Below are 19522 nucleotides of genomic sequence, written 5' to 3' on the forward strand. Positions count from 1 at the left end.
ACTGCCATTCGTAGTGTTGCCCGGCGGCGCATAGCCGGGCAGGAGAGCGGAGACGGACTTGAGCGTGGGGCACATCATGAAGGGCAGGGCGAAGCGTGGGTTCCTGGGTGGGCTGGCATGCCTGCTGGCCTCGGCGGCGATGGCGCAGGACGCCGGCGCGCCGATCCGCCAGTCGCGCGACGACGCCTGGTGGACCGGCCCCATGCTGGCCAACGGCGCCGAGACCTTGCCGCAGGGCCATATGCTGATCGAGCCCTACATCTATGACGTGATGACGCCGGGCGTCGATGCGTTCGGTTCGCGCGCCTACGTGCTGTACGGCCTGACCGACCGCATCACCGTCGGCGCCATACCGATCATCGGCTACAACCGGGTCAGCAACGGCCCGAACAGTTCCGGCATCGGCCTGGGCGACCAGATCCTGCAGTTCCAGTACCGGCTGATCCGCTTCCACGAAGGCAGCTGGGTGCCGACCGTCTCGCTGATGGTGCAGGAAGCGGTGCCCACCGGACGCTACGACCGCCTGGGCCGGCGCCCCGCCAATGGCATGGGCGCCGGCGCCTACGCCACCACCGTGGGCCTGAACATGCAGAGTTTCTTCTGGATGCCGAACGGACGCATCCTGCGCGCGCGCCTCAATGCCACCACTACTTTTGCCGGACGCGCGGACGTCGAAGGCATCAGCACCTATGGCACCGGCCAGGATTTCCGCGGCCATGCGCGCGGCGGCGACAATTTCTACGTGGGCGCCGCGCTGGAGTACAGCCTGACCACGCGCTGGGTGCTGGCGCTGGACCTGACCTACAGCCACAACGGCAACACCTGGGTAAAGGGTTTCAACGTAGTACCGGGAATGGAGCCGGTGCGGGTGAGCAACCGCTTCGGCCGCAGCGATGCGGTGGGTTATGCGCCGGCGATCGAATACAACTGGTCGCCCAATATCGGCGTGCTGCTCGGCGTGCGGGTGATTGCCGGCGGCAACAACACCAAGCGTTCGGTGACGCCGGCCATCGCACTTAATTACGTGCGCTGATTCTGTTCCCTCTCCGCTCCGGGGTGAGCAATGGTCTTGCCTCACCGCCTCATCTTTGTCATCCAGGCGTAGGCCGGACGAGCGCGTAGCGCGAAGAACGCCTGTAGGGTGGCCCCCGAAGGGGTGAGCGAAGCGAATCATCCGGTAACTGTTTCGCTCGGTTGTCGTGTTGCGGTTGGTTGTCTCGCCTACGGCGAGTGTTTCGTGCCGCTGCCGCGGCCCGAGTTACTTCTTCTTTGCGTGCCCAAAGAAGAAGTAACCAAGAAGAAAGGGCACCCTGCTTGGCGCCCTCAGCAGCAAAGCTGCTGAGGGTCCGTGAGGGCTGGCCGGGCTTTTTGATCGGGCATCCTGCCCGAGTCAAAAAGGCGAGGACGTCCTGTCCTCGCCCCCTGCGGGGCCTGATCGTCCAGCCCTCACCGCCGGCGCCAAGGGACCCGAAGATCAAGAGCAACGTCAAAAGCACAGAAGCGGAACGCCGCGGCTGCGCCGCTTGCTCTTCGTTCGATTTTCGCGCGGCCTTGCATCCCCATCTCCCCTTCGGGGAGAGGGTCGGGGTGAGGGGCCGGGCGGAGCGATGCGCGGAGGGGCGAGAAAGCCAGAGCACTTTGCTTCGCGCCATGGAAACGCTTAGCCCCTCATTCGCCCCCGGGCGCTGAAAGATGCGAACCATTCTCATCCCTATGCTAAGGTCGCGCCCCTGATTCCAGGCCAGCGCGACCGATGCCCGCCACCTCCCGCCCGACCGCACGCCACCCTTGGCGCCTCCGCGACCCGCTGCGCAAGCTGCATCTGTGGCTGGGCCTGAGCGTGGGCCTGGCGTTCGCGGTATTGGCTTTATCCGGCACGGTGTTGGCATTCCAGACGGACCTGCTGCGCTGGCGCCATCCGGAGTTGTTCGCGCATGCGCTGCCGACGCCGGAGCAGCGCGCCGCCATCCTCGAACGCATCCACGCCACGGAATGGCCGGCGCCCTTGCGCGCGATCGACACGCCCACCGCCGACATGCCGATGTGGCAACTCTCCCTCGGTGGGGAAAAACGCGTTTATCTCGATCCAACGGATGGACATCAGCTGCTGGTGCGCTCCAAAAACGACGATTTCGTGCTTTGGTTGCGCGATCTGCATACGCATCTGCTCAGCGGACACAACGGCGAAACCGCGCTCGGCGTGCTTGGCCTGGCCGAGCTGGGCCTGATCCTGATCGGCCTCACCCTGTGGTGGCCGCGCCGCGGGCATTGGCGCCACGCGGTGCGCATGTACGCGCAACCGCCGACGCGCCGCTGGCGCAGCTGGCACCAGGGCATCGGCGCGCTGCTGTTTCCATTCCTGCTGCTCAGCACGCTTACCGGCGTCACCCTGATCTACAAGGACACCACGCGCGGCGCGCTCGCCGCGCTGTTCGGCGACAAGTCGTCGAAGCCGCCGAAAGCGCCGGCCGTCACGCCGAGCGACGCGCCGCTGCAATGGTCCGCCGCGCTCGCTGCCGCGCAGGCCGCGCTGCCGCAGGCCGAACTGCGCCGCATCACCTTGCCGAACGACAAGAACGCGGCGCTGACCATCCGCGCACGCGGCCCGCAGGAGTGGAATGCGGTGGGCCGCAGCGTGGTGGTGGTCGATCCGTACAGTGCGCAGGTGCTGTCGGTGTACGACGCGCAGACGCAAGGCGGCGGCGCGAAGCTGGTCGACAAGATCTACCCGGTGCATTCCGGCCAGGTCGGCGGCGTGCCGTGGCAACTCGTCATTGGCGTAGTGGGCGTGCTGCCCGCGTTCTTCCTGGTCACCGGTTTTCTGTTCTGGCGCACGCGCACGCGCCACCGCAAACATGCGCAGCAGATGCTTGGCAAGGCCTGAGCCGCACGCCCAGGCAAGCGCGCTGCAGCAAGCGCTTAACGGCATTCCACACTAGAATTGCGCGTCTTACGCACACCCTTCCGTTGGAGTTGCCATGAGTTCCCCCGCCCAGCACGTTTCTGCCAGTGCTGCAGTGCACGAAAGCCGTCCCCTGCGCTTCGTCACCGCCGCCAGCTTGTTCGATGGCCATGACGCGGCGATCAATATCATGCGCCGCATCATCCAGTCGCAGGGCGCGGAGGTGATCCACCTGGGCCACAACCGCTCGGTGGAGGACGTGGTCCGCGCCGCCCTGCAGGAAGACGCCGACGCGATTGCGCTGTCCTCGTACCAGGGCGGCCACGTGGAGTACTTCAAGTACATGGTGGACATGCTCAAGGAACATGGCGCCGCGCATATCCGCGTGTTCGGCGGCGGCGGCGGCACCATCACGCCGGAAGAAATCCGCGAGCTGCAGGCCTACGGCGTGGAGCGCATCTACCACCCGAACGACGGCATGAAGCTCGGCCTCACCGAGATGATCGAGGACGTGATGCGCCGCACCCGCGAGGCTGCCGACCAGCGCGCCCATGCGGAGCAGGCCACTGCCGTCGCGCCGCGCGTGGATATCGACGACGAGATCTCGATCGGCCACATGCTGTCGGCGATCGAGGAAGGCCAGCTGCCCGACGCCGAGCTCGAACACCTGCGCAAGCAATGGAAGATGGCGGGCAAGCAGACGCCGGTGCTGGGCGTCACCGGCACCGGTGGCGCGGGCAAGTCCTCGGTGGTGGACGAACTGCTGCTGCGCTTCCTGCATGCCTTTCCGGAGATGCGCATCGCGGTGCTGGCGGTCGACCCGACCCGCCGCCGCAGTGGCGGCGCGCTGCTGGGCGACCGCATCCGCATGAATTCGCTGCGCAGCCATCGCGTGTACATGCGCTCGATGGCCACGCGCCGCCAGCACGCCGCCACCAGCGTGGTGCTGCACGACTGCATCGACTTCCTCAAGGCGCAGCCGTACGACCTGGTGATCGTGGAAACCGCCGGCATCGGCCAGAGCGATTCGGAGATCGTCGACCTGGTCGACTTCCCGATGTACGTGATGACCAGCGACTACGGCGCGGCCAGCCAGCTCGAAAAGATCGACATGCTGGACTTCGCCGAACTGGTGGTGCTGAACAAGTTCGACAAGCGCGGCGCCGAAGACGCGCTGCGCGACGTGCGCAAGCAGTGGAAGCGCAACCGCACCGCCTTCGCCCTGAAGGACGAGGAGGTGCCGGTCTATCCGAGCATCGCCAGCCAGTTCAACGATCCGGGCGTGACCTGGATGTTCGCCAACCTGTGCCGCCTGCTGCGCGACAAGCTCAGCCTGCCCGCGCCGAAGTGGACGCCCGATCTGGACACCTCGCTGAAGGAGCCGCGCGCCACCGTGCTGATTCCCGGCAGCCGCGTGCGCTATCTGGCCGAGATCGCCGAGCAGGGCCGCGGCATCAATACGGAGATCGAGCGCGAGGCGGAATTCGCCAGCAAGGCGCAGCACTACTACGAGTCGCTGAAGGACCTGGGCGATGCGCGCCTGCCGCGCGAGCTGTCGCGCTACGACAGCGAGTCGCTGCACGAGGAGGGCGCCGACCGCACGCTGCTCACGCTGCGCCAGCGCTACAACCAGGCGGTGAAGGAGCTGAGCCACGAAGCCGTGCACCTGCTGCACGACTGGCCGGCGCGCTACAAATCGGTCACCGACGAGTACAACGAGTACAAGGTGCGCGACAAGACGATCCGCGTCGAGAACTATCGCGAATCGCTGAGCCACCAGAAGATCCCGAAGGTGTCGCCGCCGAAGACGAAGGACTGGGGCGACCTGTTGCGCTTCCTGATGCGCGAGAACCTGCCGGGCTATTACCCCTACACCGGTGGCGTGTATCCGTACCGCCGCACCGGCGAGGATCCCACCCGCATGTTCGCCGGCGAAGGCACGCCGGAGCGTACCAACCGCCGCTTCCATTACCTGAGCCAGGGCGGCGCGGCCACGCGCCTGTCCACCGCGTTCGACTCCGTCACGCTGTACGGCGAGGACCCGGCGCCGCGCCCGGACATCTACGGCAAGATCGGCAACTCGGGCGTCAACGTCGCCACGCTGGACGATATGAAGAAGCTGTATTCCGGCTTCGATCTCAGCGCGCCCAGCAGCTCGGTGTCCATGACCATCAATGGTCCGGCGCCGATCATCCTGGCGATGTTCATGAACACCGCGATCGACCAGAACGTGGAGAAGTACCTCAAGGCCGATCCGGCGCGCTGGAGCGCGGCGCAGAAGAAGATCGCCGCGCTGCATCCGCATGGTGGTCCGCGTTATTCCGGCGAGCTGCCCAAGGGCAATGAAGGCCTGGGCTTGGGCCTGCTCGGCATCACTGGCGACCAGCTGGTGGATGCCGAAACCTACGCACGCATCAAGGAAGAAACCCTGCAGACCGTGCGCGGCACCGTGCAGGCGGACATCCTTAAAGAAGACCAGGCGCAGAACACCTGCATCTTCAGCACCGAGTTCGCGCTGCGCATGATGGGCGACATCCAGCAGTACTTCGTCGACCACAAGGTGCGCAACTTCTATTCGGTGTCGATCTCCGGCTACCACATCGCCGAGGCCGGCGCGAACCCGATCAGCCAGCTGGCCTTTACGCTGTCGAACGGCTTCACCATCGTGGAGTACTACCTCGCGCGCGGCATGCACATCGACGACTTCGCGCCGAACCTGTCGTTCTTCTTCTCCAACGGCATGGACCCGGAATACACCGTGATCGGCCGCGTGGCCCGCCGCATCTGGGCCCGCGCCATGCGCGAACGCTACGGCGCCAGCGCGCGCAGCCAGATGCTGAAGTACCACATCCAGACTTCCGGCCGCTCGCTGCACGCGCAGGAAATCCAGTTCAACGACATCCGCACCACGCTGCAGGCGCTGTACGCCCTGTTCGACAACTGCAACAGCCTGCACACCAATGCCTACGACGAGGCGATCACCACGCCGACCGAGGAAAGCGTGCGCCGCGCGGTGGCCATCCAGCTGATCATCAACCGCGAGCTGGGCCTGAACTTCAACGAAAACCCCTGGCAGGGCAGCTTCGTGGTCGACGCGCTCACCGACCTGGTGGAAGAAGCCGTCTACCGCGAGTTCGAGGCGATCAGCGAGCGCGGCGGCGTGCTCGGCGCGATGGACACCATGTACCAGCGCGGCAAGATCCAGGAAGAGTCGATGTACTACGAGCAGAAGAAGCACGACGGCAGCCTGCCGCTGATCGGCGTGAACACCTTCCTGCCAAAGGATCACGGCGGCGAGATCGCCACCGAGATCGAGCTGATCCGCTCCACCGAAGAGGAGAAGGGCCAACAGATCGACAACGTGCAGGCTTACGCCAAGGCCCGCAACGGCCTGGCCCCGGAAAGCCTCAAGCTCCTGCAGAACACCGCGCGCGAACGCCGCAACGTGTTCGAGCAGCTGATGGAAGCGGTGAAGTACAACTCGCTGGGGCAGATCAGCCACGCGTTGTACGACGTGGGTGGCGAGTACCGCCGAAATATGTAATCTCTAACTTATGAACTCGCGCGGCTTGCCCGATTACCATCTGTTCCGTTTCAGTCGCGCGGATGTTAGTCAGTGTTTTTCTGAGGAAAGCTTTCGTGAGGTGATTGCCACGGATGCTTTTAGACGATTAGAGACCATCCATTTTCTGGGTGCAATCGATTATTTGATGTATGGGGGCGCGAAGGGGGTCGAGCAGCGACATACTCGTTATGACCATAGCTTGGCGGTCGCGAATCTCGCTAGGCGATTTGCACTAGCAAAAAATGTTGGCGATAAGGAGTATGAGACGATCGTCATTGCGGGCTTACTACATGATATCGGGCACGCACCACTGTCTCATAGTTTGGAGCCTGCGTTTCGCAGCATATTTGAAATCGACCATCATCTGGTGGGAGAGCGCATATTAAGAGGGGACGTGCCTCTTGGAATTCGTCTTGCTCGTGCGCTTCAAAGGAATGATATAAATAATTTCGAGGTGATGACTCTTATAGCCGGTGTTGGTCGCGGTATAGGTAGGGAGATTTTTTCAAGAGCAATAAATGTTGACACTATTGAGGGCATTATTCGGTCGGCATCCTATCTTCATCGAAAGGAAGTGGTGCTGAATCCGATTTCGGTGCTGGATGCGCTCGTAGACCTTGGGAAGGGGGCGCATGAAATTCTTGACCAGTTCTGGATGTTGAAAAATCATGTTTACAAGAACATTATCCAGGCGAGGGTGGGTTTGGTTGCGGATTACATGTGCAAGCGCTACATGGAGCTAAATTCAGAGGCTTTTAGATCAACTTATTATTATGGTAAAGAGGCTGAGTTAAGGCGTGATCATCAAGGGCTTTTTCAAGCATTAGACGCCTTTGGCCGGGAAAATATAATCGTTCCTAATATTTTGAGGGATGGTGAGGAGATTCGCTATACTCGTCGCGAGTTTTATATAGATGAATCGATTGTTCTCCATGGTTATGCGGATTTAGATAGGCGATATCTTCAGCGGAAGGAAGTGGTTACTAAGGAAATCAGGAAGGTGGGAGGGGATGATAACCATGTCATGCGAAAATATTCGGAAAGCCGAGAGCTATTCTGAAGGTGTTCTGAGGATGCTCCGTGACGCAATGGAGACACTTTCGTTGCCCCCGGACTTGACTGTCGTGGTTGTTGGTTCACTGGCTCGGCGCGAAGCAAGTGAGCAGTCGGATGTCGATTATTTTGTTATCCAGAAAAAAGGGTCGGGACGGGATGTTCTTAAAGAGGTTGGTCTTGTAATAGAAAGCCTGGGGCTGAAGGCGCCCTCACCAACTGGGGCATTTGCTCAAGCGGTCAAGCATTCCCAGTTTTTGAAGAAAATCGGCGGCAACAATGAGTCGAATGACGACTTGACGCGGCGAATGCTCTTTTTGCTTGAGTCCGAATGGATTTATGGTCGTGAAATGTACGAATCAACATTTCGAGACGCAATTAATTTATATATTCGAGAGCATATTACTCAGCATCAGCTGGCTCGATTCTTTCTTAATGATCTAATTCGTTATTATAGAACGATTTGTGTTGATTTCGAATACAAGACGGCCAGTATTGGGAAGTCTTGGGGTGATCGAAATATAAAGCTCATGTTTTCGAGAAAATTGCTATATTTTAGCGGTATCCTGGCTGCGGCGGAGACTGCGCAATCTACATATGAATACAAAAGATCAAGGCTCATTGCTTTGCTTCGAAAGACTCCAATTCAGCGTATGACGGATGTTTGCGGAGATGAGGCTGGTAGGGTGATGATTCGTTATGATCAATTTCTTGGTTGGATGTCGGACGAATCAAGGCGTAAATTATTGAAAGAAACAACTGATGATAGGAGTAGTCATGAGGACTTGTTTCGAGAAATGAAGAATGCGGGATATCATTTTTCTTGGTGTCTTGAGTCTATGTTTTATAAATGCTACGCGCCTACGCACCCCATTAATCAGGCGATTCTTTTGTGAGTTTAATTTTGCATTATTTTATTTTTCTGTAATTGCGATTAGGCGTCTTGATTAATTGGTTTGCTTGATGCGGTAACGATGGCGTTATGTGAAGGAGAGATGATCTCCAGGTTGCGTTTGGAGAGGGGCCTGTCGCGACAATTCAGCTTTTTTACTACTAAATTGGCCTGCACCCGAATGACGGCTTGCGGCATCAGGCCCGATCGGCTTGCGTGAGCGCATCCGTCGATGCCGGCAGCGTCTCCGGCATGCGCACCAGCACCGGCAGCACCAGCAGAGCCACCGCGGCGATCATTACGCCAGGGATCACCTTCCACCCGGTGACGCCTATCAGCAATTCGGCCAGAAACGGCGTCAGCCCACCGAAGATCGCCGTCGCCATCGTCACGCCCAGCGCCAAGCCGCTCAGCCTGCCTTCGCCGGGAAACTGCTCGGCGGTTGCCGGCGCGCCCACGGCACTGACACCGCCGGCAAGGCAGGCCAGCACGATCGAAGCCAGCGCGATATCCACTTCCTTCCCCCGCGCCATCCACTCGAACATCAGCAAGGGCAACAGCACGCCCGCCGCCGCAAGCCACACCAGCACCGGCCGGCGACCGACACGGTCGGACAACGCGCCTGCCAGCGGCGTGACCAGGATCACCGCCACCGCGGCCAGCGTCGACAGCCACAGCGAGCGTTCCTCGGCGAGGATGCCTGAGGAGCTGAGAAAAGCCGGCACGTAGGTGATGCCCACGTAGTACGTGATCGAACCGAGCGCCGAGATGGCGAAGGTGCGGAACAGGGCAGGGCGATGGTTAGCCAGCGTATGGCTCAGCGGCGACTCCGGCACGGTGTGCTGCCGCACCTGCCGCACGAAGTCCGGCGACTCCTCCATGGTGGAGCGCGCGATCCACACGCAGCCGGCCAGCGCCGCGCCGACGAAGAACGGGATGCGCCAACCCCAGGCATCCAACTGCGCCGTGCTCATGGCGCTCACCGTCAGTGCAGAGACGCCAACCGCCAGCAGCGCACCGATCTCGCTCGCGGCCGAGGCCAGCGAAGTGATCAGCCCACGCCGGTCCTTGCGCGCGCCCTCCAGCAGATACGCCACCACGCCGGTGTATTCGCCGCCGACGGAGAACGCCATGAAACAGCGCAGCAGCAACAGCAGCGCACCCGCCGCCGGGCCGATGCTGGCATGCGATGGCAACAGCGCCGTGGCCAGCATGGCCAAGGTCATCAGCATCATCGACCACAGCAGGGTGCGGCGCCGCCCGATGCGGTCGCCGATATGGCCGAACACCATCGCACCGAGCGGCCGCATCGCGTAGGAGATGGCGAAGCCGGCGAGCGTCGCCAGCAGCGAACTCTCGCCGCCGCCGAAGAACACCCGCGACAGCACGGTGGCGAAATAGAGATAGAGGGTGAAGTCGTACCACTCGACCACGGTCGAGAGGGCGGCGACCGCCATGGAGGCGCGGGAGATTTCGGCAGTGCCGGGCTTTTCGGTCATGCGGTGACGGCGGCCGAGTACGGGAACCGCGATCCTAGCGCGATCCGCCGTACCTGGCCCCTCTAGCCGCGATCAGGCGGCGATACGCGGGAAATAGGCCTCGCGGTCGAGATCCTCGATCAGGCCCGGCCCGGTGGGCATCCACCCCAGCGCTTCGCGCGTCCTCGCGCTCGATGCGGGTATGTCGGCACCGAAGAAATAGGCGAGAAAGCCGAAATGCTCCTGCGCTTCCTCGCGCGTCCTGGTCACCACCGGCAGGCCCAGGCGCTGCCCGATGATTTCAGCGATCCGCTTCGTCGCCACGCCTTCCTCCGCCACCGCGTGATAGCACTTGCCTGCCGCACCGTGCTCCAACGCCAACCGGTAGAGGCGCGCGGCATCCAGGCGATGCACCGCCGGCCAGCGATTCCGCCCATCGCCGATATAAGCCGATACGCCACGCTCCCGCGCGATGCGGATCAGCCACGGCACGAAGCCATGGTCGCCGTCGCCGTGCACGGTAGGCGACAGGCGCACGATGCCCGAGCGCACGCCGCGTTCGGCCAAGGCTACGGTCATCATTTCCATCGGCAAGCGCGGCGAGCCATGCGAGGCGGCATCGGCCACGTCGTCCTCGGTGCCGATGCGTCCCGGTGCCAGCATGCCGGTGCCGGTGGTGCCGATCAGCGGCTTGCCGGAACCGGCCAGCGCTTCGCCCATCGCTTCGACCGCGCGGCGTTCGGTCACCGCGTTTTCGGCGTAGCGCGAGAAGTCGTGATTGAAGGCGGTATGGATCACGCCATCGCAGGCGGCAGCGGCTTCGGCGAGCCTTTCCGGTTGTTCCAGCGAGGCATGCAGGATGTCGACGTCGCGTCCGGCCAGCACTGCGGCCGAAGCCTCCGAGCGGACCAGCGCCAGCACCTTGTGGCCGGCGGCGAGCAGATCATCGACGACAGCGGAACCGACGAACCCTGTCGCGCCAGTAACGAATACACGCACAATGCATCCTCCAGGTTTGGGATGCGCGGCATCGTCCTCGCGCGGCGTGCGCGGATGAAGCCGTGGCGTTATACGGGTATACGGACTAACAGGCTCGGCAAGCAGATGAATACGACGGTGGCCAACGACAACCTGCTCGGCGCCTATCTGCGCGATCGCCGCGAACGGCTCGATCCGTCCGCGCTTGGCTATCCCGCCGGGCGCCGCCGCACGCCTGGGTTGCGCCGCGAGGAAGTGGCGCAGCGCGCGAACGTCAGCGCCACCTGGTACACCTGGCTGGAGCAGGGGCGTGGCGGCGCGCCATCGGACGAAGTGCTTGACCGCATCGCCCGCGCGCTGCTGCTGAGCGAGATCGAACGCCAGCATCTGTTCCTGCTGGCGCTGGGGCGCCCGCCGGAGATCCGCTACCAGGCCAGCGAAGGCGTGGCGCCGCGCCTGCAGCGCGTGCTCGATGCCTTGCCGTGCAGTCCCGCGATGGTGAAAACCGCCACCTGGGACGTGCTGGCCTGGAACCGGGCCGCGGCCGTGGTGCTTACCGACTACGGCAAGCTCGAACCCGCCGAGCGCAACGTGCTGCGCCTGATGTTCTGCAACCCCGAGGTGCGAGCGCACCAGGTCGACTGGGAAAGCGTGGCGCGCTTCGTGGTGGCCGCGTTCCGCCTGGATGCGGCGCGCGCGGGTGCGGTGCGCAGCGTGCAGGCGCTGGTGGACGAACTGAGCGAACGCAGTGCCGAGTTCGCCGCGATGTGGCAAAGCCAGGACGTGCAGCAGCACGGCGGCGGCACCAAGCAGCTGCGGCATCCGACGCTCGGTGCGATCGCGATGGAGTACTCGGCTTTCGCCGTCGACGGATGCCCCGACCTGAGCATGGTGGTCTACAACCCGGCGACGCCGGAGGATGCGCAACGCATTCGCCGCCTGATCGAGGCGGCGGGGTCCGACCGTAGCGCGTGATGTGCAGGTGGCGTGAAGAAAGCTCGCGGCATAGAGCAATCCATATCGCACGATTGTGATAGCGCTCTCTTCCTGAAACCTGCCGTGGATCGCAAGATGCGACGCACCAGGGGGGAGCGTCACATGGTGTTGCGCAGCATTGCGTCGCGACTGGCCGCCTGGGTGCTGGCCGGCACCCTGCTCGTGGTCGTGGCCGGCGGGTTCCTGCTGTTCCGCGTCATCCGCGAGCAGATTCTGCAGCAGACCCATCGCGAATCCGCGGTGCTCGCCGGCGACGTCAGCCATCGCATCCAGCACCGCCTCGACAAGGTGGCCGATACCGCGCAGACGCTGGCGGCGCTGATCGGGCCGCGGCCGGATGACGCGGAAACCCTGATCGGCGATGCGCTGAGGCACAACGCCGATCTCGCGGGACTCGCCGCGGCCTATGTGCCCGTATCGATGGATGCGGCATCACCGGGCCGCTCGCCCTTCGTCAGCCGCCAGGGCGACGGCAGGCTCGTCACGCGCGACCTGCTGAAGGATCCCGCGCCGTACTGGACACAGGCCTGGTTCCGCACGGGGCTCGGCTGTTCCGTCGGTTGCTGGCAGCAGCCGTTCTTTTCGCAATCGCGGCAACGCCAGTTGGTCAACTACTCGGCCGCCATCCTGGCGGGCGGCCGCGCGGTGGGCGTGCTCAATGCCGATGTCACGCTGGAGTGGTTGCAGGGCGTGCTGCAGAACTTGAACAAGCCCAAGGGCACCGAGGCTTTCGTGATCGACCGGCAAGGTGTCTATCTCGCCACCGACGGTCCGGTGCTGGCCGGTCGTCGTGCACAGGACGAGCTGGTCGCGGCGCTGCGCGGCGATACGGACGAACCCATCCGGCATACCGGCATCCTGGCCGCGCATGCCGGCGCGCCGGTGTGGATCTATCACGCGCCGATCGACGGCACCCATTGGCAGTTCGGCCTGGTGGTGCCGGAGGAGCAGATCTATGCGGGTGTGCGGCGCACCTTCTCGGTGGCCTTGTCGGTGGGCGCGCTGGCGCTGCTGAGCCTCACGCTGCTGACCCTGGTGGTCACGCGGCGCGTGCTCAGTCCGCTGGGCATGTTGACCGAGCGTGCCGAGCAGGTGGCGAAAGGCGCCCTGGATTTCGCCTTGCCCACCGTGCGCCGCCGCGACGAAGTCGGCCGCCTGACGCATGCGTTCGACCGCATGCGCCACGAGCTGGCCGACCATCTGGCCGAGCTGGGCCGGGTCGCGCGCGAGCAGCAGCGCCTGGCCAGCGAGCTGGAGATCGCCCAGCAGATCCAGACGGCGCTGCTGCCCGGCGCGCATTTCCTCGACGCGCGCTGCCACAACTTCGAGCTGCATGCGGTGCTGAAGCCGGCGCGCACGGTGGGCGGCGATCTGTACAGCTATTTCATGCTGCACGACCAGCGCTTCTACATCATGGTCGGCGACGTCTCGGACAAGGGTATTCCCGCCGCGCTGTTCATGGCCCGCGCCATCACGCTCGCCAAGGCCCTGGCTCCGCGCGCGCAATCGCCGCAGCAGCTATTGCAATTGCTTAACCAGGACCTGTGCCGCAACAACGACGGCTGCATGTTCGTCAGCCTGCTGTGCGGCCTGCTGGATACCGCCACCGGGCATTTCTCGATGGCCAGCGCGGGCCATGAGCCACCGGTGCTGTGGGGCGACGGCGCACCGCGGTTGCTGGACATCGAAACGGGGCCGGCATTGGGCCTGGACGAAGAGGCCACCTACAGCTCGCGCCGCGTGCGCCTGCGGCCGGGCGAGACCTTGCTGATGTATACCGATGGCATCACCGAAGCGACCGACGCCAGCCTCAGCATGTACGGCCAGGAGCGCATGCTGGCTTGTCTGGCGCGCTATGCCGCGCAGGCCGAGGGCGATCCGGCCGGCTATCTGCTGGCCGACGTGGAGGCGTTCGCCGCGGGCCATGGACAGGCCGACGACATCACCGTGCTGGCGCTACGCTGGCACCACGCCGGGGCAGACGGGAGTGCGTCCATGCTGGACCTGACCATGCCCGCTTCGATCGAAGCGGTATTCGACGCGTTGCGGCACTGCGACGAGCAGCTCGCGAGTGCCGGCGTCGCCCAGGGCGTGCGCGACGACGTGCGCCTGGTGCTGGAAGAGCTGATGGTCAATATGGCCGAGCACGGGCGCCCACCTGATGGAGACGCGCGGATCGAGTTGCGCATGGCGCTGGCCGCCGATGCCGTGCTGGTCGACCTGCATCACGACGGCCAGGCCTTCAACCCTTTGCTGTCGCCCGTGCCGCAACTTACCGGCGACGTCGCCGACCGCGAGATCGACGGCGGCCTGGGCATCCACCTGGTGCGCGCCATGGCCAGCGATTTCAGCTACGCACATGACGAGCAGGGCAACCACCTGCAGTTGCGTTTCATCCTTCCTTCCTGAGCGGAGGCACGACCATGAGCTTCAGTCTTGATACTGCTGCCCTGTCGCCGGAGCGCAGCACCTTGCGCCTGCATGGCCGGCTCGATGCGTTGACGTTCGGCGATTTCGACGGCGGCGCCGCGCCGGTGCTGGAACAGATGGGGCAGGGCGGCACGGTGGTACTGGACCTGTCCGCGCTCGATTACATCAGCAGCGCGGGCCTGCGCAGCATTGCCAAGATCCGCAAGGCCATGCGCGCGCGCGAAGGGCATACCTTGCTGGTGAATCCGCAGCCGCAGGTGCGCAAGGTGTTCGAGATCGTCAAGGCGGTGCCGGTGAGCGACGTGTTTTCCAGCGTGGCAGAGCTGGATGAGTATCTGGATCGGATTCAGAAGAGGGTGTTGGGTGGGGAGGATGACGACGTTTGATCGTTTGGGCCGTTGCTAACTGAAACCCTTCTCCCCTCCGGGGAGAAGGTGGCGGCAGCCGGATGAGGGGCCGCTCTAGCGGTGGCCTTTCTACGGAACGAATGAAGAGCTTTTTGGCCTTCTCGACCCTCCGCTCACCACTCCGACCGGCCCCTCACCCCAGCCCTCTCCCCGGAGGGGAGAGGGGGCAAGGGCGCGGGTGGTGTGGGGGCAAAGCCCTGCCATCAGTCACCTTTGCCAACCCGCGCAAGGCATGTATACACTGTATACATGCCGAAACTCACCACCCCCGAGAAGATCCTCCGCGCCGCCCACAAGCTGATGGACCGCCATGGCGCGGATGCCGTCACCATGCGCCGCGTCGCCGAGGCGGTGGGCATTACGCCGATGGCGATCTACCGCCATTTCCCCAGTCGCGAGGCGCTGCTCAAGCGCATCTCCGACGACAGCTTCGCCAGCGTGGCGCAGGACTGGTCGGAGCGCGCGAGCCATCCGGATGTCTACAAGGGCCTGCTGCAGTCGATGGAGCAATACCTCGACTACGCGCTGACCCATCCGAACCTGTTCGACCACGCTTTCTCCGTGCGCCGCGACGACGCGCGCCGTTTTCCCGAGGATTTCCGCGACCGCCAGTCGCCCACGCTCACCGTCATCGCCGACAAGCTGGCCGAAGGCATGGCGCAGGGGCTGTTCCGCCAGGCGGATCCCTGGGACGTGGCCATGACTTTATGGGGCCTCGGCCACGGCCTGATCTCGCTCTACCGCGCCGGCCGCTTCAGCTACGACGAACGGCAGTTCCGCGCTTTCTATCTGCAATCACTGGAGACCGTGTTCGATGGCATCAAGCCTTGATTCGCGCCGGCTCATCGCCGGCCTCGCTGCCACCGCGCTGTCCGCGCTGGCCTATGGCTTCGGTTCCGGCTTGCAGCCGCTGCCCTGGCTCACCTGGCTGGCGCCTTTGCCGCTGGCCATGCTGGCGCCGCATGTCAAAGCGCGCTGGCTCGCGCTCGCGGCCTTCGTGGCCGGGGCGCTGGGTGCGCTCAATCAGTGGCATTACCTGCACGGCGTGATCGGCCTGCCGGTGCCGGTGATCGCGCTGTTCACCGTACTGCCTGGCGTGGTGCTCGCCTTGTGCCTGCTGTTCTTCCGCCGGCTGCTGCGGCGCGGACATGGCGTTGCCGCCATGCTGGCCATGCCGGCTTTATGGGTGGCGATCGAATACGCCAACACGCAGACCTCGCCGCATGGCACCTTCGGCAGCCTCGCCTACAGCCAGATGGATATGCTGCCGGTGCTGCAGCTGGCTTCGATCACCGGCTTGTGGGGCATCGGCTTCCTGTTGCTGCTGATGCCGGCGGCGCTGGCGGTGGCATTGACGCGCAAGGCCGCGCCGCATGCGCGTCTCGCCGCGGTGGCCGCGATGGTGGTGGCGATGGGCGCGACGCTGGCTTACGGCTACGCACGCCTGCATGCACCGGCAACCGGCTCGATCAAGATCGGCCTCGCCTCGATAGAAAAGCCGGTGCGCCCCGCCTTGTCGGTGCCGGAAGGGCAGGCATTGCTGGAGCGCTATCTCGCCGCGATCGACCGCCTCGCCGCCGGCGGCGCCACCGTGATCGTCACGCCCGAAACCGCCTTCGCCACCGGCGAAACCACCGTGCCGGCCTTTGCCGAAGCGGCGCGCCGCCATGGCGTACTCCTGGCCACGGGCATCGACGCCAAAGGCGGCGCGGACGGCGAGCGCAACGCGCAATGGGTCTTCCGTCCCGGGCTGCAGTCGCCGGCCACCTATGCCAAGCATCACCTGATCCCCGGCTTCGAAAACCAGTACACGCCCGGCGCTACCTACACCATGCTCGACGGCTCTCCGCGCATCGGCCTGGCGATCTGCAAGGACATGGACTTCCACGATATCGGCCGCGCCTACGCCGACCGCCAGGCGCAGCTGCTGCTGGTGCCGGCCTGGGATTTCGGTGTCGACGGCTGGTTCCACGGCCGCATGGCGATCATGCGCGGCGTGGAAAGCGGCTTCGCCATCGCCCGCGCGGCGCGTGCCGGACGCCTGACGCTGAGCGACGACCGCGGCCGGGTGGTGGCCGAAGCGTCCAGCGAGCAGCATGATGCGGAACTGGTCGGCGAGCTGCCGCTGCACGCATCGCGCACGTTCTATGCGCAATGGGGCGACTGGTTCGCCTGGGTGGATCTGGCGCTGCTCGCCATCCTGCTGGTGTGGGCCTTCGTGGTGCCGCCGCGTTCGAATTGAACCGCCGGCGGAAATGCGGATGCCCTCTGTGCCGACGAAGCATGCCGGTGCGGCAGATGGTTTGAACCGGTTCGCCGCAGGCCATGCACGTGCCGCCGCATTTCGCTGGATCGAAGCGGCGGTGGTCCCGCCTAATCGGCGCACCCCACACCTTCGGAGTCGCCGTGAAAATCCTGCTTCCCGCGCTGTTCGTACTTGCCGCATCCCTGGCTCCCGCCGCGCAGGCCAAGGAGGCGGCCAACGTGGCGCAGTCCCGCAGCCAGATCCAGCAACTGGTCGAGCAGTTCAAGACCGCGATCAAAGCGCACGATGGCGAAGGCATGGCCAGGCTGTTCATGCCCGGCAGCTCCTGGTTCCAGACCCTGGACGATGCCTCCTACGAGAAGGTCAAGGTGAAGGAACCCAACGCCCGGCAGGTGACGCCGGGCGACTTCCAGAAGTTCTCGCAGTTCGTGGGCAAGGCGGGCAAGCCCATCGAGGAGACCTTCGACAACGTGCGCATCGAGACCGACGGCAGCATCGGCACGGTGTACTTCGATTACGTGTTCCTGGAATCGGGCAAGCCCACCAACCACGGCGCCGAGACCTGGCAGCTGGTGCGCACGCCGGACGGCTGGAAGATCAGCGCGATGCTGTACTCCGTCGTGCTGGATGACAGGCACTGAGCTTCGGGCTAGGGTGCGCCGTAGCCGGCGACGGACCGGCGCACCTTTCGGGCACCCAAGCCATGCAAGCCTCGCCGACGCGACCCGCCGTTCCACCGTTCTGGCTTCCGCTGGTGGCGGGATTGCCGATTACCTTGTGCATGGCGGTGATGGCCTTGCCCGAGCTTGGCCGCGCGTATGCCGGCGCCTATCGCCTGTTCTTTGCGGTGGCCTATCTGTTCTGGATCGTGCCGCTGAGCGTGCTGCAGCGGAAGCTGTGGCAACGGCGCACCGTGGCCTGGCTCACGGCGGTGGTGCTGCTGGTGGCGACCTATGTGCCGTCGGTGATCAACAACGCCATCGGCGGATGGGCGGCCGTGCGTGTGGGGTTGTTGCCGTCGCTGCCGCTGCAACGCATCTTCACGGGGCTGGATGGTTGCTGGCTGGCGCTGATTGCCTACTGTGCGATCCATGCGCTGGTACTGCATTACACGGAGTTGCAGCACTCGCGCCTGCGCGAAGCCGAGGCCGCGCGTTTCGCCCGCGATGCGCAGTTGCGCGCCTTGCAATACCAGCTGCAACCGCACTTCCTGTTCAATACGCTCAACAGCATTTCCTCGCTGGTGGCCGATGGCCGCGGCGCGGACGCCACGCGCATGCTGGCGCGGCTCGGCGACCTGTTGCGCGATTCGCTGGAGCGCAGCGACGCCCAGGAAGTGACGCTGGCCGAAGAACTCAGCACCACCGGGCACTATCTGGATATCGAGAAGGCCCGCCTGGGCCGCCGCCTGAAGGTCGATATGCGCATCGGCGCCGGCGTGCTGCAGGCGCTGGTGCCGCCGCTGCTGCTGCAGCCGCTGGTCGAGAATGCGATCCGCCATGGTATCGCTCCGCGCGTGGATGGTGGTGCCTTGGCGCTGCAGGTGGAACGGCAGGGCGAATGGCTGGATATCGAGCTGCGCAACGATGGTGTTGCGCCGGTTGACGCAGGCGGCGAGCGTAATGGCCGTTCCAACGCGGTGGGTTTGACGAATGTGCGCCAACGCTTGCTGGCGCTTTATCCCGGCACGCACGATTTCCAGATGAACCTGGCGGACGACGGCGCCTGCCGCGTCGGCATCCGCCTGCCGCTGCGCCTGGCTCCATCGTCCCGCGGCGCCGAGGCGCTCAGCGCATGATGCGCGTGCTGGTGGTGGACGACGAGCCGCTGGCGCGCGGCGGTGTTCGCGCGCGTCTTGCCGCGCATGCCGATATGCAGCTGGTGGGCGAGGCAGCCGATGGCGAGGAAGCGATAAAAAGCATCGCCGCGCTGCGGCCGGACCTGGTGTTCATGGACGTGCAGATGCCCGGCCTCGACGGCCTCGCCGCATTGCGCCTGCTTCCGCCCGCGGAGCGGCCGCTGTCCATCCTGCTCACCGCCTACGACCACTTCGCGGTCGGCGCCTTCGAGATCCAGGCGCTGGACTACCTGCTCAAGCCGGTCGATGACGAACGCTTCCGCGAATCGCTGGACCGTGCCCGCGCGGCGTTTCGCCATCGCGCGGTGGGCGAGGCCGCGCCGGTGGCTTATGCCAGGCGATTCAGCGTGCGCACCGGTCAGCGCATCGCGGTGATCGACGCGGATGAGATCGACTGGATCGAAGCGAGTGACGACTACGCCGGCCTCCATGTGGGGCCGCGCGTGCATCTGCTGCGCGAACCCTTGCATCAGCTGGCCGGACGGCTCGATCCGGCGCAGTTCGTGCGCATCCACCGCTCGGCGATCGTCAAGCTCGACCGGGTTGCGGAGCTGGAGCCGCTGGTCAACCGCGATTGCCTGCTGCGCCTGCGCGATGGCACGCCGCTGCGGGTGAGCCGCACCTACATCGACCAGCTCAACGCAGCCCTGGCAGCCCGCTGATGGCGTAGGATCGACGGACGCGAGGAGCGGGGAAG

Annotated in this window: 15 protein-coding genes; 13 read left to right on the forward strand and 2 right to left on the reverse strand. The window is 64.5% G+C overall.

Features of this window, described 5'->3' with window-relative positions:
• Positions 1-64: 64 nt before the first annotated feature.
• The 5 genes from FHW84_RS07710 (at position 65) to FHW84_RS07730 (ending at position 8416) form a co-directional block, all read left to right on the forward strand.
• Positions 65-1033 (forward strand): transporter, encoded by a 969-nt coding sequence (locus tag FHW84_RS07710; protein WP_343203584.1) that lies wholly within the window; start codon positions 65-67, stop codon positions 1031-1033.
• 720 nt (positions 1034-1753) lie between these two features.
• On the forward strand, positions 1754-2884 hold the full coding sequence (locus FHW84_RS07715; RefSeq protein ID WP_167254107.1) for a PepSY-associated TM helix domain-containing protein: 1131 nt from the start codon (positions 1754-1756) through the stop codon (positions 2882-2884).
• A 94-nt stretch (positions 2885-2978) separates the two neighbouring features.
• Entirely contained in the window at positions 2979-6446 is a 3468-nt protein-coding gene (locus tag FHW84_RS07720; RefSeq protein ID WP_167254109.1) for a methylmalonyl-CoA mutase family protein, read from the forward strand.
• Positions 6447-6456: 10 nt separating this feature from the next.
• A complete protein-coding gene (locus FHW84_RS07725) occupies positions 6457-7527 on the forward strand; it encodes an HD domain-containing protein (protein ID WP_167254111.1) in 1071 nt (356 codons plus the stop codon).
• A gap of 13 nt (positions 7528-7540) precedes the next feature.
• Positions 7541-8416 (forward strand): nucleotidyltransferase domain-containing protein, encoded by an 876-nt coding sequence (locus tag FHW84_RS07730; protein ID WP_167254113.1) that lies wholly within the window; start codon positions 7541-7543, stop codon positions 8414-8416.
• A 193-nt stretch (positions 8417-8609) separates the two neighbouring features.
• Here the strand turns inward: FHW84_RS07730 and FHW84_RS07735 are convergent, their stop codons facing one another.
• Together FHW84_RS07735 and FHW84_RS07740 are read right to left on the reverse strand one after the other, a co-directional pair.
• Positions 8610-9911: an MFS transporter gene (locus tag FHW84_RS07735; RefSeq protein ID WP_167254115.1), complete on the reverse strand. Its 1302-nt coding sequence runs from the start codon at positions 9909-9911 to the stop codon at positions 8610-8612.
• Positions 9912-9983: 72 nt separating this feature from the next.
• Positions 9984-10889 (reverse strand): SDR family oxidoreductase, encoded by a 906-nt coding sequence (locus tag FHW84_RS07740; RefSeq protein WP_167254117.1) that lies wholly within the window; start codon positions 10887-10889, stop codon positions 9984-9986.
• 105 nt (positions 10890-10994) lie between these two features.
• Between FHW84_RS07740 and FHW84_RS07745 the strand changes: the two genes are divergently transcribed.
• From FHW84_RS07745 to FHW84_RS07780, 8 genes are all read left to right on the forward strand, one after another.
• The gene (locus tag FHW84_RS07745) at positions 10995-11843 is read left to right on the forward strand and encodes a helix-turn-helix transcriptional regulator (protein ID WP_167254119.1); all 849 of its coding nucleotides are present in this window, start codon (positions 10995-10997) and stop codon (positions 11841-11843) included.
• Between the two features lie 123 nt (positions 11844-11966).
• A complete protein-coding gene (locus FHW84_RS07750; RefSeq protein WP_167254121.1) occupies positions 11967-14273 on the forward strand; it encodes a SpoIIE family protein phosphatase in 2307 nt (768 codons plus the stop codon).
• Between the two features lie 14 nt (positions 14274-14287).
• A complete protein-coding gene (locus tag FHW84_RS07755; RefSeq protein ID WP_167254123.1) occupies positions 14288-14680 on the forward strand; it encodes an STAS domain-containing protein in 393 nt (130 codons plus the stop codon).
• Between the two features lie 270 nt (positions 14681-14950).
• The gene (locus FHW84_RS07760; RefSeq protein ID WP_167254125.1) at positions 14951-15532 is read left to right on the forward strand and encodes a TetR/AcrR family transcriptional regulator; all 582 of its coding nucleotides are present in this window, start codon (positions 14951-14953) and stop codon (positions 15530-15532) included.
• Positions 15516-16943: a nitrilase-related carbon-nitrogen hydrolase gene (locus FHW84_RS07765; RefSeq protein WP_167254127.1), complete on the forward strand. Its 1428-nt coding sequence runs from the start codon at positions 15516-15518 to the stop codon at positions 16941-16943. Before FHW84_RS07760 ends, FHW84_RS07765 begins: the two co-directional genes overlap by 17 nt.
• A 164-nt stretch (positions 16944-17107) precedes the next feature.
• The gene (locus FHW84_RS07770) at positions 17108-17608 is read left to right on the forward strand and encodes a nuclear transport factor 2 family protein (protein WP_167254129.1); all 501 of its coding nucleotides are present in this window, start codon (positions 17108-17110) and stop codon (positions 17606-17608) included.
• A gap of 62 nt (positions 17609-17670) precedes the next feature.
• Positions 17671-18765 carry a histidine kinase gene (locus tag FHW84_RS07775; RefSeq protein ID WP_167254131.1) on the forward strand — a complete coding sequence of 365 codons (1095 nt, stop codon included), beginning with the start codon at positions 17671-17673 and terminating at the stop codon, positions 18763-18765.
• Complete coding sequence (locus tag FHW84_RS07780) at positions 18762-19487, forward strand: LytTR family DNA-binding domain-containing protein (RefSeq protein WP_167254133.1); 726 nt, start codon at positions 18762-18764, stop codon at positions 19485-19487. Before FHW84_RS07775 ends, FHW84_RS07780 begins: the two co-directional genes overlap by 4 nt.
• The last annotated feature ends 35 nt before the right edge of the window (positions 19488-19522 follow it).

It is taken from the genome of Dyella sp. SG562, assembly GCF_011759495.1.
Lineage (GTDB): Bacteria > Pseudomonadota > Gammaproteobacteria > Xanthomonadales > Rhodanobacteraceae > Dyella_D > Dyella_D marensis.

Bases quoted from the DNA above. Each gene is read 5' to 3' on its own strand.
- FHW84_RS07755 (WP_167254123.1), top strand. From the start codon at position 14,288: ATGAGCTTCAGTCTTGATACTGCTGCCCTGTCGCCGGAGCGCAGCACC.
- FHW84_RS07750 (WP_167254121.1), top strand. From the start codon at position 11,967: ATGGTGTTGCGCAGCATTGCGTCGCGACTGGCCGCCTGGGTGCTGGCC.
- FHW84_RS07760 (WP_167254125.1), top strand. From the start codon at position 14,951: ATGCCGAAACTCACCACCCCCGAGAAGATCCTCCGCGCCGCCCACAAG.
- FHW84_RS07745 (WP_167254119.1), top strand. From the start codon at position 10,995: ATGAATACGACGGTGGCCAACGACAACCTGCTCGGCGCCTATCTGCGC.
- FHW84_RS07725 (WP_167254111.1), top strand. From the start codon at position 6,457: ATGAACTCGCGCGGCTTGCCCGATTACCATCTGTTCCGTTTCAGTCGC.
- FHW84_RS07735 (WP_167254115.1), bottom strand. From the start codon at position 9,911: ATGACCGAAAAGCCCGGCACTGCCGAAATCTCCCGCGCCTCCATGGCG.
- FHW84_RS07765 (WP_167254127.1), top strand. From the start codon at position 15,516: ATGGCATCAAGCCTTGATTCGCGCCGGCTCATCGCCGGCCTCGCTGCC.
- FHW84_RS07780 (WP_167254133.1), top strand. From the start codon at position 18,762: ATGATGCGCGTGCTGGTGGTGGACGACGAGCCGCTGGCGCGCGGCGGT.
- FHW84_RS07720 (WP_167254109.1), top strand. From the start codon at position 2,979: ATGAGTTCCCCCGCCCAGCACGTTTCTGCCAGTGCTGCAGTGCACGAA.
- FHW84_RS07730 (WP_167254113.1), top strand. From the start codon at position 7,541: ATGCTCCGTGACGCAATGGAGACACTTTCGTTGCCCCCGGACTTGACT.
- FHW84_RS07775 (WP_167254131.1), top strand. From the start codon at position 17,671: ATGCAAGCCTCGCCGACGCGACCCGCCGTTCCACCGTTCTGGCTTCCG.
- FHW84_RS07715 (WP_167254107.1), top strand. From the start codon at position 1,754: ATGCCCGCCACCTCCCGCCCGACCGCACGCCACCCTTGGCGCCTCCGC.